This window comes from Butyrivibrio sp. FC2001, from assembly GCF_000424125.1.
Classification (GTDB): domain Bacteria; phylum Bacillota; class Clostridia; order Lachnospirales; family Lachnospiraceae; genus Butyrivibrio.
On record NZ_AUJH01000026.1, the window covers coordinates 18,391 to 34,995 of the forward strand.

Genomic DNA, 16,605 nt, shown 5'->3' on the forward strand with positions numbered 1-16,605 from the left:
ATTGAATTCGATTTTAATATTGAAGAGGAGTTTGCGATGGAAGAAAAAAAGCAAATGCCCGATTTTCTTAAAAAAATATGGAGCAGCATTCCGGTAACTAACAGATTCTGTTTTTTTGCCAGTTTAATAACGGGATTGCTGGTTCATTTTTATATGCTGTCAAATAAGATAACCAATCTGGACGACATCGTATGTGTTCCGGGTGTTGGCGGAGGAAAGGTACTGGGAAGATGGTTCCAGGAGCCGGTACATGATCTGTTTTCACCGTGGTCAAGCCCGGCACTGAACGGAATAATGGCGATCATAATTCTGTCTATTGCCGCCTGCGTTATAGTGAACACCCTGAAAATAGAGAGCATAACAGCCGCGGTTCTTATCGGAGTTACGATGATGACTCTTCCAAGTACTGCCAGCAATATGTACTACATGTACCTTGCGCCTACTTTTGCTCTTGCAATTCTGGCCACCACCATTAACGTCCATATAACCTCGAAGTACAAATTTGGATTTATACTTGGCGCGGTGATTCAGTTCTTTAGTATGGCCTGCTATCAGGCGTATTTTGGACTGGCAGCTTCACTGTTTGTGCTTATTTATTTCTTCATGCTGATAGATGGAGGCGATGTTTTCATCATTGTGAAGAAGGGACTTAGAAGTATCCTTGGTCTTGGAATCGCAATGGGAGGCTATCTTGTAAGTCTTAAGTTTGTTGATCTTAGTGATTACAAGGGACTTAGCGATATAGGTCAGACCTCTCCCGGAGATATTCTTCTTGCGGTACTTAGAGCTTACCACAGAGTACTTCAGTATTTCGTAACAGCGCCCGAGAGCTTTATGAAGGGCTCGCCCACTCTGTTTAACAGAGTGTTGACCGGCATGCTGATAGTTCTCATAGTTGTTCTTTTCATTAAAAAGAAGGCATTTGTAAAACCCCTTAGAGGAATTCTTGCAATAATCCTTTTGATAATAATGCCTCTTGCTCTGGGACTTGTTTATGTGATGGCTCCGCAGCTGTCTCACGCATCAACGGTTATGATCTATTCCTACAGCGTATTTTATTTCTTTATAATCACAGGAATGGAGAGGCTTCTGGCTGTAAGCAGGGGGAATAAGGTGCTGGTACTTTTTGCATCTGCCATGTTCATCACACTGCTTCTTGAGTTTTATTCAAGTGCCAGAGTTGTAAACAACGCCTATTACAGAAGCTACATTGCTCAGAACCGAGTTATGCAGTACTACAACAGAATCCTTTCAAAGCTTGAAGCTGCCGAGGGCTTTACCTACGGAGAGCCCCTGACAATACTTGGAGGTTTTTATCCCGATCCTTTGCCTGTTGCAAATCACAACATGAACGGCAAAGAGCTTGTGGATTTCGAGGGTGCTACATTAGAGGACCTTCTTTTCCTTCCCACAAACAGAGACAGGGTTCTTCAAATCTGGTTCGGACTTGAGACAGGTGATCTCACAGAGGATAAGAAAGAAAAGCTCATGGCGACTGATGAGTTTAAGAACATGCCCATATATCCCGCTGATGGCTGCGCTGCCAAGATTGACGGAGTGTGGGTTGTAAAGATTAACGAAGACGACAGTAAGTAAATACTTATAAAACGATAAAAGACTGGGCTTAATACCCAGTCTTTTCCATTAGCTTTTCAATTTTAGTCCAGTACTTTTCAGGGTTTATATAAGCCCCCTTTACATGGCCGGAACCAAGAATCAGACAGTACTGCTTGGGTGCAGCACACTTTTCATAGAGCCTTGCTGACATGTGAGGATCGATAAGCTTGTCCTCATCGCCATGAATGAAAAGTGTCGGTGTCTTGGATTTGGAAACCGCTTCCAGAACATCAACCTTTTTAATGTCATATCCGCACTTCAATAATATAGCCATGCGGAGAATGAAGAGGCAGACCGAAACAGGAATGATGTTCTTAGTCATCTTGTAAACATCGACAAACTCTTCAACAAGAGTGGTGTAGCTGCTGTCTGCAACAGCAAATACTACGTTTTCGGGAAGATGCTCACCAGTAGTCATGAGAGTTATGGCAGCTCCCATGCTCACTCCATGAAGGATGATGTGGGCATCCTTGTCCTTGCGGATGATGGAGTAAATCCATTCCAGAATATCCAGGCGGTCAAAGTAACCATAGCCTGTGTAGTCGCCTTCACTCATACCAAAACCGCGGTTATCGGGAAGAAGGACGTTTATTCCAAGATCGTGATAGTGCTGTGCGTACATTGCCATGTATTCGCCATCGCTTTTCACACCGTGGATACAGATGGCATATTTGTGACTTTCTTCTGCTGCTTTAATGTAGTGAGCGTGAAGCTTTAATTCATCAATTGAATTTATATATATGTCTTCTCTCTCAGGGCAATTTCTAAGCCATCTGATCGATTTTGCGTCGATAGGATCGGAATCTATTTCTTCCTGTGTCTTCTTTTTTGGTACAACTGCCATATCATAAAAAATGGATGCAGTAGCGGCTCCCCCTCCCAAAAGAGCTGTTAATAAGCCAAAGAATACGAAATTTCGCTTTTTGCTCATAGGAACCTCCTTGTATATGAATGTATAAGAATTTTAGCAAATACTAATAATTTGTGCAATTAGTGATAGTCACCATAGCACTAATAAACGAAATATGGTATGATAATTATGACTGATATTTTGCATTCTTTTTCTAGATTGTATTGAGGGGTACAGATGTTAGAAAGAAAACTTGCAGAGAAATTCAGGAAGCTTTACACTGAAAACTCTTTAAAGCTTAAAACATATGAAGATCAGCTTTTCACTCTGCAGGATCCATTCGATTGGATTCAGCTTCTCTCTGAGCGATCCTATGTCATGCGTGAGGTTTACGAAGAGAATGAAGAACTTATGGCAGAGCTTTGGGAGAACTGCTCAGAGGAGATTACTCCTGAGGAAGCAGAGCTTCTGTATGATCTTGCAATTGGCCTTTTCTTTGATGATCATCACGATTTCGTAGTACTAACTGAATTCTGTGAGAAGATTTTGCCGGTTTTCATTGATATGGATGAACCGGAATTTCTTGCTGCAATCTATCACGTACTTGGAACGGAATATGCGCAGTTCTACCGCTCCGTAGGTGATAAGACAGGTATGCAGACAGCCCTTCAGTATTTCCGCAAATCTATAAAGGAAGCAAGCCGCTATTCACAGATTTCCTCTCCTGAAGTCAGGGAGTTTATTTTCCAGGATTACTTATTCTTAATTACATATCTTTCCGGTTTTTATACGGAAAAATCAGAGAGTATCAGACTTTATGACGAGGTGTGGGCTCTTTGGGAAAATGAAAATGTTCAGAAGCTTGACGCTGACAATGAACAGATAAAAGATTTCCTCAGGATTATCGACGACGCATTTATGGCGAAGTCCAAAAATATAGATATTTTGACAGAAGAGGACAGGGATAAGTATCTAGATCTTCTTGGAAATTCAAATAAGAGAGCAGAGGCCGGAGAAGGGGACGTTGTTGGATCACCTGATTTCAGGACCTGTGTTACATACAAGTGGCTGAGGGGAGAGATGCCCTCAGAGGAAGTTCTTGATGTTCTTATAAAGAGTATCAATGAGATAATTCCTGCACCGGATTTTTCTAAAAATGACCCGGTTAACTTTGAACTTGTAATGCGTCATTTCAAGTATGCATGCACGTCAATAATGATTTTGGAAAAGATGGAATTGGAAGAATCTGCATTAGATGAGTGGACTGAAAAATTTATGCCTAAATCTATGTCGATTTTAGCCGATATACCATATAGATTCTTTACCGGACAGATGCAACCTTTGTGTGAGCAGTGGTATCACGCAGCAGAGCCGGTAATAAAAGGGGAGCTCAACAAGGTTCAGTTCATAATGCAGATGATTGTAAGAAGGCAGCCCTTTACTTACATTCATTCCCAAATGGTTGCCAAGATTGCAACACTTATTGGGCAGCAGATCATTGAAAAGAAACCGGATGAGCTTATTGGAATCAGGGGGATAGAGACTCTCGAAGATATACAGAAAAATAAAGCATATCTTCTTTCCTTTATCACAATCAGCGGACTGGTACATGACATTGGAAAATGTTACATACCGGACACAATTAACAGACAGAACAGAAGTCTTAATACCAAGGAATACGCTACGATCAGAAAGCATTCCGAGGTGGGCTACAGGGAAGCAAAGGGTAATTCCGCGCTTGTTCCCTATGCGGATGTAATTCTTGGACATCACAAGCATTACGACGGACTTCACGGATATCCTCTGAACTATGATAATACAGAATCTCCGATAAGGAGCATCATAGATCTGATATCCATAGCGGATTCAATAGAAGCAGGAACTGATACTTTAACAAGAAGCTATACACAGGGTAAGGACTTCAAGAGGCTCTTAAAGGAGCTGCAGAGCGAAGCAGGAACAAGATATAACCCGAACATAGTCAAAGTAATCGAGAAGTCACCTGAGCTAATAGAGGAACTTGAGAATCTGACAGGTCAGGGCCGCTATGATATGTATTACAAAGCGATGCAGGAGATCCTTGGCAATGCTGCGGAAGAATTTCCGGATATGTAAATATGATATACTTAAGGAGCATACATGCGTTTTAGAACCAGGCTGATGATCACGTCAGCAACCATTGTTATTTTACCTTTTATCCTGGTTATTGCTTCATTTATCATCATACAAAATTCAGTTGCCAATAATTATACAAGTCTCATTACCTACATGGTAATTGCATTTGGGTTGATAATGATAGCGACCAGTGTCATATTGACTGCCTGGCTAAGGAAGGGATTTTTCGAGCCGGTGGATGAACTTAATGTTGCGATGCAGCATATCAAGGACGGCAATTTTGATTACATGCTTCCGACAGACATTGGTGATAAAGGTGAGATAGGAGAACTTTACAGAAATTATGAAGACATGAGGCTGAGGCTTAAGGAATCAGCCGATGAAAAGGTAATAAGAGAAGGTCAGAACAAGGAGCTTATAAGTAATATATCCCACGACCTTAAGACACCTATTACCGCGATAAAGGGCTATTCACAGGGACTTTTGGAGGGAGTCGCAGATACTCCTGAGAGACAGATGAAGTACATTCGCACGATCTACAACAAGGCGAATGATATGAATAACCTTATAAACGAGCTTACATTATACTCAAGCATCGACAATAACCGCATACCCTACAATTTTACCAGAATAGTAGTTGGAGACTATTTCGGAGATTGTATTGAAGAAATCGGAATGGATCTGGACAGTAAGGATATCAAGCTTAATTACGCTAACCTTACGGCACCTGACACACAGATAGTCGCTGACCCCGAGCAGCTTAAGAGAGTTGTAAACAACATCGTAAGTAACAGCGTCAAATACCTGGGAAGGGACGATGGATCAGGTATCATCGACGTAAGAATTCTTGATGAAGTTGACTCGGTAAGAGTTGAGATAGAAGATAATGGAAAGGGCATAGGATCCCAGGATATACCAAATATTTTTGACAGATTCTACAGAACTGATTCCTCCAGAAACAGCAAGCAGGGAGGAAGCGGAATCGGACTTTCCATAGTAAAGAAAATCATAGAGGATCATGGGGGATACATTTGGGCTACCAGTCATGAAGGTGAAGGCACCTGCATGCATTTCGTCCTTCGCAAGTACATGGAGTACCATGAGAAGGCGGACGGAGAATCTGTGGTAGATCACGATTTTGAGAGCGTATAAAAAAACAAAAAAAGACAGGAGGCCATTGGTATGAGCAGAATACTGATTGTAGAGGATGAAGAAGCGATTGCTGACCTCGAGAAGGATTACTTGGAATTATCTGATTTTGAAGTGAAAATTGAAAATTCCGGTGATGTGGGACTTCAGACTGCCCTTAATGAAGAGTTTGATCTTGTGATACTTGATCTCATGCTTCCCGGACTGGATGGATTTGAGGTATGTAAGAGAATCCGCGAAAAGAAGGACGTTCCGGTTCTTATGGTATCAGCGAAAAAGGATGATATCGATAAGATAAGGGGACTTGGTCTTGGTGCAGATGACTATATAACCAAGCCCTTCAGCCCATCAGAGCTGGTAGCAAGAGTTAAGGCTCATATGGCTCGCTATTCCAGACTTGTGGGAAGCGGACATGAGTCCAATGATGTTGTGGAGATCAGAGGTCTTAGAATTGACAAGACTGCAAGAAGAGTTTATGTTGATGGAGCAGAAAAGAGCTTCACAACAAAGGAATTCGATCTTCTTACTTTCCTTGCGGAGAATCCTAACCACGTCTTCACAAAGGAAGAACTCTTCAGGAAAATCTGGAACATGGATTCAATCGGTGATATCGCCACCGTTACGGTTCATATTAAGAAGATCCGTGAGAAGATTGAATTTGATACTTCCAATCCTCAGTATATTGAGACAATCTGGGGCGTTGGATATCGCTTCAAGGTATAAACCTGAAAATAGCTTTGTGTGATTACAGGCTCTCCGTATGCGCGGGGAGCCTTTTTAATTTCATAGGAAATTCCTATGAAATTAAAAACGCTCCGCGAGGATGCGCACTCGCGCGAGATGAAATTGTTGCATAAATGCAACCGCGCTCGGCGCGAGAATTTCGCGAGCGAAATTCTATTTTTAAGGGGAAGGTGTCAGCGAAGCTGACGGATGAGGGTCTATGATAGAAATACTTCACGAAGACAACGACATATTAGTATGCGTAAAGCCTGCGGGCATGGCAGTTCAGAGTAGCAGTGTAACCTCAGAGGATATGGAAACAGTGCTGCGCTCACAAATCCTGCGCTCAGGGACCTTTAAAAATAAATCAACACTCCTTCACGTAATCCACCGTCTGGATCAGCCTGTGGAAGGCATAATCGTGTTTGCAAGAACCAAGAAGGCAGCAGCGAGTCTTTCCAAGCAGGTTCAGGCAGACGGGGATATGAGTAAGGTATATAAGGCAGTAGTTTACGGCGAGTTTGAGGATGAAGAAGGAAACCTTACAGACTATCTGGCTAAAGATCCCGCTACAAAAAAGGCAGTCGTGTCACAGGATAATGTCGGTGATAACAAGGACTATAAGAAAAGTATTCTTGATTATAAGGTCCTGTCCACAAAGAGTATCAGTGAAATATCAACCAATAACGTAGCTGACTTTGATGATAAGGATGGCTACTCACAGGAGAAAATATCCTTTGTGGAGGTGCATCTTAAGACCGGAAGGTATCATCAGATAAGAGCACAATTTTCAAATGCGGGACACCCTCTCTTAGGGGACAGACGCTATATGTCAGAAGTAAGCGATGAAGTATCTGCAAGACTAAGGGTCAGGAATGTGGCACTCTGCGCCTGCAGACTGGAGTTTAAGCATCCTGTGACAAATAGGATCATGAAATTTGAAATAGAGCCCAAGGGAGATATATTCAAGGAATTCTAAAACTTAGAATATCTCTCTGAGATAATAAGTCTGCTATTTTCAAAAATAATCCCTGTACAAAAAACTATAAAAAAAGGCTCGAAATTTATAATTACTTTGTAAATGGGCAATGCTAGAATATCAATCGGTAGCTCTTTGAATTTATGGGTGTAAGCGTACTGTAAGCACATAGAGTCTCCCACCTAGGTTAATCGATTAACTACTATTTTACTGGAAATGTATGAAAAACGGGGAAGGTGAAAGGGGGTTTCACAATGAGAAGGAACAGCAGGCTTCGTTCATTATACACCTATAAACCCTGTTGTCTACAGGATAAGACCGGAGTGGCTCGAGGATGAAAATGAGCTTCTCACCGTTGATATCGGAAGCGGACGCTATATGATACGCTTTAAAACCTCTGAAAAGACAGGCTGGAAAACCGTAAGTGTAATTTCTTATGAAGAGGTCATGGGAGATTTTAACAGAATGATAGGAATCTTTTCGGGAATCCTTCTGGCGACGCTTCTGCTTGTTCAGTATCTGTCACTTAAGATGTCGGATAACATCACAAGGCCTATTAAACAGCTAAGAGACCTTATGAAGGAGACGGAAGACGGTAATCTTACCACCAGATTTGAAAGTGACTCGGAAGACGAAATAGCAGACCTTGGAATGAGCTTCAACCACATGATTGAAAGAATAAGGGAGCTGCTTGAGAGAGTGAGACACGAAGAAGACCTGAAGAGGAAGGCGGAGCTTAAGATTGTACAGGAACAGTTCAAGCCGCACTTTTTATATAATACCCTGGATACCATTAACTGGATGGCGAGAGAGCACGGAGCCAGAGATATCGTAAATCTGGTGGATGCGCTGACCAATGTATTCAGAATCAGCCTGAGTCATGGCAACAGCTTTATTACATTAAAGGACGAGATTAATTATATTTCGAGCTACCTGTACGTTCAGAAAACAAGGTATGAAGATAAGCTCCTTTTTGAGATAGACGCTGATGAGGACTGCATGCAGGTTCTGGTGCCCAAGCTTATAATGCAGCCTCTGGTGGAGAACGCCATATACCATGGAATAAAGCTAAAGAGGGGCACGGGCCATATTAATATTTCCGTTCACAGGATAGAGGACAGCATATGTATGACGGTTGAGGATGACGGAAAGGGAATGGATGATAATACCAGAGAATCCCTGTATAAGCTCCTTAACGAAACCCAGCGTCCTGAGAACATATCGGCAGATGATAACCAGAGCTTTGGTCTGTTCTATGTGAAGGAAAGACTGCAGCAAAGGTACAGAGACGGCTACAGAGTTGAAGTATCCAGCACTCTTGATGTAGGAAGCAGGATATCAATATATATTCCCAGCGATGAGGAGAAGGTTATAAATTGATCAGCATTATTAAGAAAAAATGGATGCAGATATGTATCCTGCTAGCGGCACTTATACTTGGCACTTTAGTGGGCGGCTGCCATATTATTCCCATAACCGACAGCGGAAGTAAGAAGGGTGTGGGCTCCATAATCGGAGTATCTCAGGCAAACATGAGAGAAGAGTGGAGAATGGCCCTCATTAATGAGCTTAGGGAAGAGACTGCCAAAAATGATGATATAAAGATAATCACCGCAGATGCCACAGGAATCGTAAATAAGCAGATTCAGGATATAGATAATCTCATCGGCTACGGGATCGATCTTTTGATAATATCTCCCTGCAATGAAAAGCTCCTGCAGGAAAAGATAAAGGAAGTGTATGACAGCGGAATCCCTGTAATAGTGATGGACAGAGCGGTGGAAGGCTTTGATTACACTTTGTATATCGGTCCTGATAATGAGGTTATAGGGCAGCAGGCAGGCTCGTATGTAGTGGAGCTTCTAAAGGAAAACGGCGGTAATGTTGTGGCTTTGTCCGCTAATCCTACATCAAGGCAGGGAGCAGAGAGATTATCCGGATTCAGGGGCATCATTAATGACACAAAGGGAATAGACTTTTCAGAGCTTCCGCTGGTTGTGGAGACCAAGGATGCTGCCTATGACACGGTCATGGAATACAAGGGCATTGTGAAAAATGCGGATGTGATATTTGCCTATAGCGACAGCATGGCGCTTGGAGTCTGCGATGCAGTAAGAGAGCTTGGACTTGAAGATAAATTAATGATTGTGGACTGCGACGGATTCACCGGAGAGGATGAGGGCATCGATCTGGTGTCTGAGGGAAGGCTTAAAGCCACGGTATCCTGCCCGATTGGAGGTAAGGAAGCGATAGACTATGCCTTATCCATTCTTAACCATGAAAACGGTGTTCCAAAGCAGGTGATCCTACGCAGCAATGTCATAACAAAAGAGAATGCCGAAGAGAGCTTAAGACGAATTAATGCCGAGAGCTTTGACGATGGCAGAAGAATAAAGGTCGGCTATTCCCAGGTTGGTCAGGAGAGTAACTGGAGACTTGCCAATACGAAATCAATCGAGGAATCGGCAGAGGAATTCAACATAGATCTTCATATGGAGAATGCAGACCAGTCCCAGGAGAAGCAGTTTGAAGCTATTAGAACCTTCATAGATGAAGGCGTAGATGTGATAGTGGTGTCACCTGTCGTGGAAACCGGTTGGGATGAGGTTTTAAGAGAAGCCAAAACTGCAGGAATACCGGTTATCATGTCGGACAGAAACGTTGTGGTGGAAAATCCTGAGGAGAACCTAACTACCACTTATCTTGGTGCCGATTTCATGGAAGAGGGAAGAAGAGCCATGCGCTGGATCAGAGACAATGTCAAAGGTGACGGCGATACCATGAAGATCATGGAGATCATGGGTAATGAGGGTGCTTCTCCCACAGAGGAACGCGGAAAGGGCTTCAAGGAGATTCTTAGTGAGAATAATTCCTATTACATAGCCTATTCTGATTATGGTGACTTCACCTTTGAAGGCGGAAGAGAGGTAATAAGAAAGTATCTTTTAAACCATGACTGGGATATAGATATCATCTTTTCCCAAAATGACGATATGGCTCTTGGCGCCATAAAGGAGCTGAAGGAGCAGGGCATAAAGCCTGATGAGGATGTTAAGATAGTCTCTGTAGATGCCACCAGCGAAGCCTTCGAGGCAATGGTGAGAGGCGAGCTCAGCTGTGCCGTTGAGTGTAATCCCATCATTGGACCACAGCTTATGAAGGCTATACGGGATCTTTGCAGCGGAAAACAGATGCCGTTCAGGATCATCACTGATGAGAAGATATATGATCAGTCTATAGCTGATGACTATATCAGGAAGAGACGATACTAAAATATGAATTGAATAGTTGTATGCGATTTGTTTGAGAGGAAGCAGGTTCGAAAGAGCCTGCTTTTTTATGCCCTAATACTTATGGAATAAGTGTGTAACCCTAATAAATAAGTGAAAAACACTTACATTATAAGTGTCAAAATTGATTAATTCAGAAAAGGGATTTTATTAGAATTATTGATATGGTGAAAAAAGTGGAAAAGAAATCGCAAAACATTGAGATTGGGAAAAGAATTCATAAAGCGCGGGAACGTAGACACATGACGCAGGAAGTTCTCGCAGAGAAGCTGGATCTGTCGACCCAGTTTCTTTCTGACGCAGAAAGAGGTGTATGCGGGATTTCTTTAGAGACGCTTATAAATATATGTGAGATCCTGAGTGTTTCAAGCGACTATATCCTGTTTGGAAATAATACTACCAGCGTTATGGAAGACACCGTTATCAGAATAAACAGGCTTTCAAAGGCGGAACAGAATCTCATAAACAGATCAATTAACACAACTCTGGAAGCGCTGACTTTGCATGAAGAGGACATGGATGATGACTAATCAAAACATTAATGAGCCAATCATTCATAAGCTGCAGCCTGATACTCGTCTTGCCAGAATCAGAAAGCTTGCAGGCCTTTCTCAGGAGGAACTCGCCAAGAAAGCCGGAATTTCTGTGGAAACTGTATGCGCCTACGAACAGCGAAAACGCGACATCTCTAAGGCTCAGTACCGCATAGTCCACAAAATCGCCAAGGCGCTGGGATGTATTGCAGATGACATAGTGGATGATGTCTGAAATAAGTATAAGTAGATTAGTGGAGATAATGCCGGAAATGGTGTTATCTCCTTTTTGCTGCAGTTCGAAAATAATGAGTTGTAATTCTTGGAACGTTACGTCTATAATATCAATATTTTAAAAAAGGCGTAAAATCGAGTATTTCTGAGAATATTTAATAAATAATTAATCTTTTGTTCGAACAGATATTCTTGCATTCGTGATAGAATAGTTTCATACTCGCTGGCGACATAGGAGGAGAAATCATCACTAAACAGCTGTTGCTAACGGAGATATTTAATGCAATAATTGGAGCAGAAGAGCACAAATGGAAACAAATATTTCACAAGTAATTGACCTTGCGGCTAAAAGAGCACAGTACGATGAAATCGTAAAGGAAATCCTCTCTGACAAACAGGTCTTGGCGAGAATACTCAAATATACGCTTGATGAATTTAAGGATGCTGAGATCGAGGATATAATTGCAAATATCGGTGATCCTGTAATATCAAAAACGAGAATGGAGCCAGGTTATACTAATACGCAGAAGGTTAAAAAAGAATCTGAAGAAGATAATGTTCCGGGCGAAAACAAGATATTCTATGACATAAGGTTTTCTGCATATTACGGAGAGGAACTTATAAAGATTCTTGTTAATATTGAGACACAAAGGACTTCAAAAGCCTATAAGCTTGGCTATCACCTGGATAACAGAATCATATATTATTTGGCTCGAATGATATCTTCACAAAAAGAAGTCGAGTTTGCTCATTCAGATTATGATAACCTTAAGGCTGTTCGAAGCATATGGATATGCATGGATGCAGCTAATGATGAAGATTCAATAAACCGTATAAGGTTCAAGCAGGATGCCATATACGGAAAAGAGATTGAATTTCCAAATATAGACAAGGTTCAGGGAATCATCATAAGACTCAGAAAGGGCCAGAATCTTGAGAAATCAAAGAATGATCTCATAGCAATGCTAGAGGAATTTCTTGGAAAAGACGAAACAGAAATTAAAAGGAAACGACTTTCAGAAGAATTTAATGTTGTGATAAATGACGAGACTGAAAGGAGGATAAGTGAGATGTGTAATTTAAGTCAAGTTCTGATAGATGAAGGAATAGAAAAAGGAGAACTATCTGGTAAGGTAACAGCTAGGTATGAAGATGGTATGTCCATAGAGGATATTGCTGAAAAAACGCAGATTTCTATTGATGAAGTAAAGACAATCCTTAGAGAGAAAGGGTTGTTATCAGATTGATTCTGATACCTTATATGATTCTGTAAAAACGGAGATATAATAGCAAACAAAAACGGCTATATTCTCCGTTTTCTTGGTTAAAATATTTCGAATTTGCATATCGGAGGATGTGTATAATGAGCAGCTATTTAAAACAGATAGAAGTATCTAAAGAGCTTTTTCTTGGATCAAGATTCGATGAAATGTATATAGCTATAAAAAAAGAGGCAAATAAATCTAAATGGGATCATAATGGCACCGTCAGAGAGGTACGGAAAGCTAAGACATTTTCACACATATGCAAAGCAATGGGAATTAACCTGATATATGAGGGAAATGATAGCTTCACTATTGATGTAGACGGAACCTATGCATCTGCTTTTTTGGAACCTATGATTGAGAGCATTGAGCAATACGTCAATGACGGTGAAATTATAGTACAATGCGAAAAACAAAGAATAGATCTTGTGTTTAAAGCGGGGCATGCTTTTCTGAATTGTAGTCATAGAGCAGATTCAGAAGAAATTAATGCAGTAATGACAGACTAATATCAGGGCTTGGCAACTTATTGTATTTATCAGAAAAATAATCGGAGATAATACCTTTCAAAAAAGGCGATTATTTCCGATTTTTTGTTACGAATTCCACTTTAAATTTAAACAAATACGAAATTACAAAAATTAAATCTTTATAAAATGTCAACAAATGCAGATAAATACTAGCACTGTGGTACCAGCTGTTTTCTTGACACAGGCTATATACAATCTTAAAATAGATACTATCAGACAGAAGCGTAAACTGTCTGAAAAATGTAACTAATCATACTGCATGGGGGAAATAAATACGTCTTAAAAGTAGTACGGTCGTACTATTATTTCCTATGTGGGATGAAAAATTTTTTATGAAGGGAGAAAAAACTATATGAAGAAAAACAGGAAGTTATGGTCTTTTGCACTGGCCGGTGCATTGGCTGTAAGTAACTTGAGTGTTGTCGCGGCACCGTTCTCAAGTATTATTGCGCAAGCAGAAGGTGATCATGAAGTAGGTGATTGGTTCTTCGATGTTGACGATGCTACACTAACTGCTACAGATGCTACATTAGATTTATCTAATGCTGTATTTGAATATGTAGATGGAGAGAGAGATACACCAGTATCATCTGATGATTTCAATTTAACTATAGAAGCAAATGAACTGTTAGAGTTTGGTGATGGAAATGAGGTTCCAACAACTACACTAAAATTCAAAGGTGGAGTAGATTTACCGGCTGATGATACAGAACTTACTGTAACAGCAACAGAAAAGGCTGATCAAGATCCTAAGACAGCAACTCTGAAAGTTACCGTAAAGGCTGCTCCTGTGTGGTACTTTAAGCTTGCTGATCCACTGGATGCAACATTTGATTCATTAGAGGATAAGTTGGATTTGGCTGATACTGTATTTATAAAAGCAGCAAATCCAGATGATGATATACCATTAACTTCTGGTACTGATTATGAATTATCTATTGAAGAGGATAATGGATTACTCGAACTGGATGGAACTACAGTACAATTTATTGATGGTGCCACATTACCAGAAGATGATGATGTAAGTGTTACTGTAACAGCAACTGAAAAGGACGCTGTAGGAACAGCAAAAACAGCAACATTAGAATTCACTGTATTAGCTACTGAACCCGTTGAGACATACACTGTTACTTATGATCCTAACGGTGGTGAAGGTGAAGCTTATCCCGATGAAGGTGCTGGAGATGGCTACGAAATAAAAGATGTTACTAATGATAATATTGCCTTCACAAAAACAGGTTACGATTTTGTAGGTTGGTCAACACTTAAAACTCGTACACCCGCTGGCTTTAATCCCGATGTTAATGCTACAGATTTTGATCCTACAGATACATTAGATGTAACTGAAGATACAATTCTGTATGCGATTTGGGGAGCTTTAGACTCTTATACAGTTAGCTTTGACATGAATGGTGGTACAGGAACTGCTATTCCTGATCAGACAATCTATGATGGTAAGGAAGTAACACTTCCCAATCCTTTAGCTGATACTTACAAGTTCAAGCGTGATGGTTATCATCTTAAAGCTAATGCAGAATGGATAGCAGATGCTCCCATCGGAGAAAAGAAGATTGGTGATAAAGTAGTAATTTCAAAAAATACTACATTCAAGGCAAATTGGGAAGCTAATTCATATACAGTTGTATTAGATCCTAATGGTGGAAACTTTGAACATGGTTTTGGCGATAATGATGAAGATGAAATACCTATGGAATATGGTGAACCTCATGGTCTTCCTGTAATGATAGGTGCAACAGACGAAACAACATATATTGATAATGATTCTAACAAATTCTTAGGTTGGGCTAAGTCAGCAAATGCTACTAAAGCTGAGTTTACAGATGGAGCAGAGATAAATAATCTGTCAACAGAAGCTGACGCTACAGTTACACTGTATGCTATTTGGGAAGCAGCTCCTAACACTTATTCAATTTATTACGATGCAAATGGTGGTGATGGTGCTGTAACTGCTGATATTGGTGAATCTCTTCCTTATGATATTGGCGCATATTATAATGATGAATTCTCAAGAGCTGGTTATGATTTCTTAGGTTTCGCAAGAACTAAGGATGCGACAGAACCTGAATTTGATCCTGCAGATCCTCAAAAATCTGTTATCCAGACAAGTACAACAAGAGAAATTACTCTTTATTCTGTATGGAAGGGTAAAGAAACTACAGTTAACTTCGATCCCGATGGTGGTACTGGCACAATGGCATCCCAGAAGTTCGTTTGTGGCGATAAACAGAAGCTTGCAAAGAACACATTCAAGAACGAGGGATACAACTTTGTAGGTTGGGAAGATAGATCAGTTGATCCTGTAAAAACATATGAAGATGAAGCAGTATATGAAAATACAACTGGCGGAACAGTAGTTCTTTATGCAAAGTGGGAAGCTTATGATAAGCCTACAGACGCAGCAGTTAAAGCTGCAACAGACAAACTTGATCAAGCTATAGCAAATGCAGAGACAGCTACAAAGACCGCGAACGATGCAGCTGACGCAGCTAACAAGGCAGCAGAGGCAGTAAAGAATGATCCTACTGAGGCTAACATAGCAGCAGCTAAGAAGGCAGCAGAGACAGCTACAAAGGCATCTTCAGATGCAACAGCAGCAGCTAATGCAGTTGATAAAGCAAAAGCAGATCTCCAAAAAGTATTGGATGAAGCAGAAGAACCAATTGCAGAAGAGACATTTGAAAACGCAGAAGCTGCAAAGGAAGCAGCTGTGACAGCAGCAAGTGCAGCAAAGACAGCAGCATCTAATGCAACAAAGGCAGCTAAGGCAGCTACAGATGCAGCAGCAGGTGTTACACCTAAGGCAGCTGATGATTCAGCTAAGGGAACACCCGCACCTGTAGGTACAGAGCTCGTTGATGCAAACGGCAACAAGACCGGATTCAAGGTAACTAATGCTGATCCTAGCAACCCTGAAGTTGAGTACGAAGCTCCTGCAGATAAGAATGCAACAAAGGCTGATATCCCTGAGACATATACAGACCTTTCAGGTAATGTATACAAGGTAGTTGGTATCGATGCTAGAGCATTCAAGGATACTAAGGTTAAGACAGTTACTATCAGAAAGAACATCAAGAGAATCGATCCTAAGGCTTTCTATAAGAGTAAGGTTAAGAACGTTAAGATTAAGGGAACCAAGCTCACTAAGAAGATGGCTAAGTCCTTCAAGAAGCTTAAGAAGGGTGGAAAGATCACATGCTCAGGTAGCCACAAGAAGAAGAATAAGGAAATCCTTAATAATCTTAGTACTGTAAAGAACGGAAAGACAAAGGTTAAGTAATTGCCATTCATAGGAAAAACTT

The 16,605-nt window shown here is 40.9% G+C and carries 13 protein-coding genes; 12 read left to right on the top strand and 1 reads right to left on the bottom strand.

From position 1 onward, the window contains the following. The first annotated feature begins 36 nt into the window (after positions 1-36). Positions 37-1,596, top strand: a complete 1,560-nt coding sequence (locus G601_RS0112195; RefSeq protein WP_026492327.1) for a glucosyltransferase domain-containing protein — start codon at positions 37-39, stop codon at positions 1,594-1,596. A 28-nt stretch (positions 1,597-1,624) separates the two neighbouring features. Here G601_RS0112195 and G601_RS23090 read toward each other — a convergent pair whose 3' ends face one another. Next, entirely contained in the window at positions 1,625-2,548 is a 924-nt protein-coding gene (locus G601_RS23090) for an alpha/beta hydrolase (protein WP_051205808.1), read from the bottom strand. 156 nt (positions 2,549-2,704) lie between these two features. Here G601_RS23090 and G601_RS0112205 point away from each other — a divergent pair, with 156 nt between their 5' ends. The 11 genes from G601_RS0112205 to G601_RS25110 all read left to right on the top strand — a co-directional run bounded on the left by G601_RS0112205 (position 2,705) and on the right by G601_RS25110 (position 16,583). Next, the gene (locus G601_RS0112205) at positions 2,705-4,582 is read left to right on the top strand and encodes an HD-GYP domain-containing protein (protein WP_026665531.1); all 1,878 of its coding nucleotides are present in this window, start codon (positions 2,705-2,707) and stop codon (positions 4,580-4,582) included. A gap of 24 nt (positions 4,583-4,606) precedes the next feature. Beyond that, a complete protein-coding gene (locus G601_RS0112210) occupies positions 4,607-5,734 on the top strand; it encodes a sensor histidine kinase (protein ID WP_026665532.1) in 1,128 nt (375 codons plus the stop codon). Positions 5,735-5,764: 30 nt separating this feature from the next. Then, on the top strand, positions 5,765-6,454 hold the full coding sequence (locus G601_RS0112215) for a response regulator transcription factor (protein WP_026492325.1): 690 nt from the start codon (positions 5,765-5,767) through the stop codon (positions 6,452-6,454). Between the two features lie 220 nt (positions 6,455-6,674). After that, positions 6,675-7,433: an RluA family pseudouridine synthase gene (locus G601_RS0112220; protein ID WP_026665533.1), complete on the top strand. Its 759-nt coding sequence runs from the start codon at positions 6,675-6,677 to the stop codon at positions 7,431-7,433. 378 nt (positions 7,434-7,811) lie between these two features. Then, a complete protein-coding gene (locus tag G601_RS23095) occupies positions 7,812-8,813 on the top strand; it encodes a sensor histidine kinase (protein WP_051205810.1) in 1,002 nt (333 codons plus the stop codon). Beyond that, positions 8,810-10,705 carry a substrate-binding domain-containing protein gene (locus G601_RS0112235; protein ID WP_155834529.1) on the top strand — a complete coding sequence of 632 codons (1,896 nt, stop codon included), beginning with the start codon at positions 8,810-8,812 and terminating at the stop codon, positions 10,703-10,705. Before G601_RS23095 ends, G601_RS0112235 begins: the two co-directional genes overlap by 4 nt. A gap of 182 nt (positions 10,706-10,887) precedes the next feature. After that, entirely contained in the window at positions 10,888-11,253 is a 366-nt protein-coding gene (locus G601_RS25105) for a helix-turn-helix domain-containing protein (RefSeq protein ID WP_081673517.1), read from the top strand. Beyond that, positions 11,243-11,491, top strand: coding sequence for a helix-turn-helix domain-containing protein (locus G601_RS0112245; RefSeq protein ID WP_026492322.1), 249 nt, complete (start codon positions 11,243-11,245; stop codon positions 11,489-11,491). Before G601_RS25105 ends, G601_RS0112245 begins: the two co-directional genes overlap by 11 nt. Positions 11,492-11,798: 307 nt before the next feature. Then, entirely contained in the window at positions 11,799-12,737 is a 939-nt protein-coding gene (locus tag G601_RS23105) for a hypothetical protein (RefSeq protein WP_051205811.1), read from the top strand. A 116-nt stretch (positions 12,738-12,853) separates the two neighbouring features. Continuing rightward, the gene (locus tag G601_RS0112255) at positions 12,854-13,264 is read left to right on the top strand and encodes a hypothetical protein (protein WP_026665535.1); all 411 of its coding nucleotides are present in this window, start codon (positions 12,854-12,856) and stop codon (positions 13,262-13,264) included. 373 nt (positions 13,265-13,637) lie between these two features. After that, positions 13,638-16,583: an InlB B-repeat-containing protein gene (locus G601_RS25110; protein ID WP_026665536.1), complete on the top strand. Its 2,946-nt coding sequence runs from the start codon at positions 13,638-13,640 to the stop codon at positions 16,581-16,583. Positions 16,584-16,605: the final 22 nt, after the last annotated feature.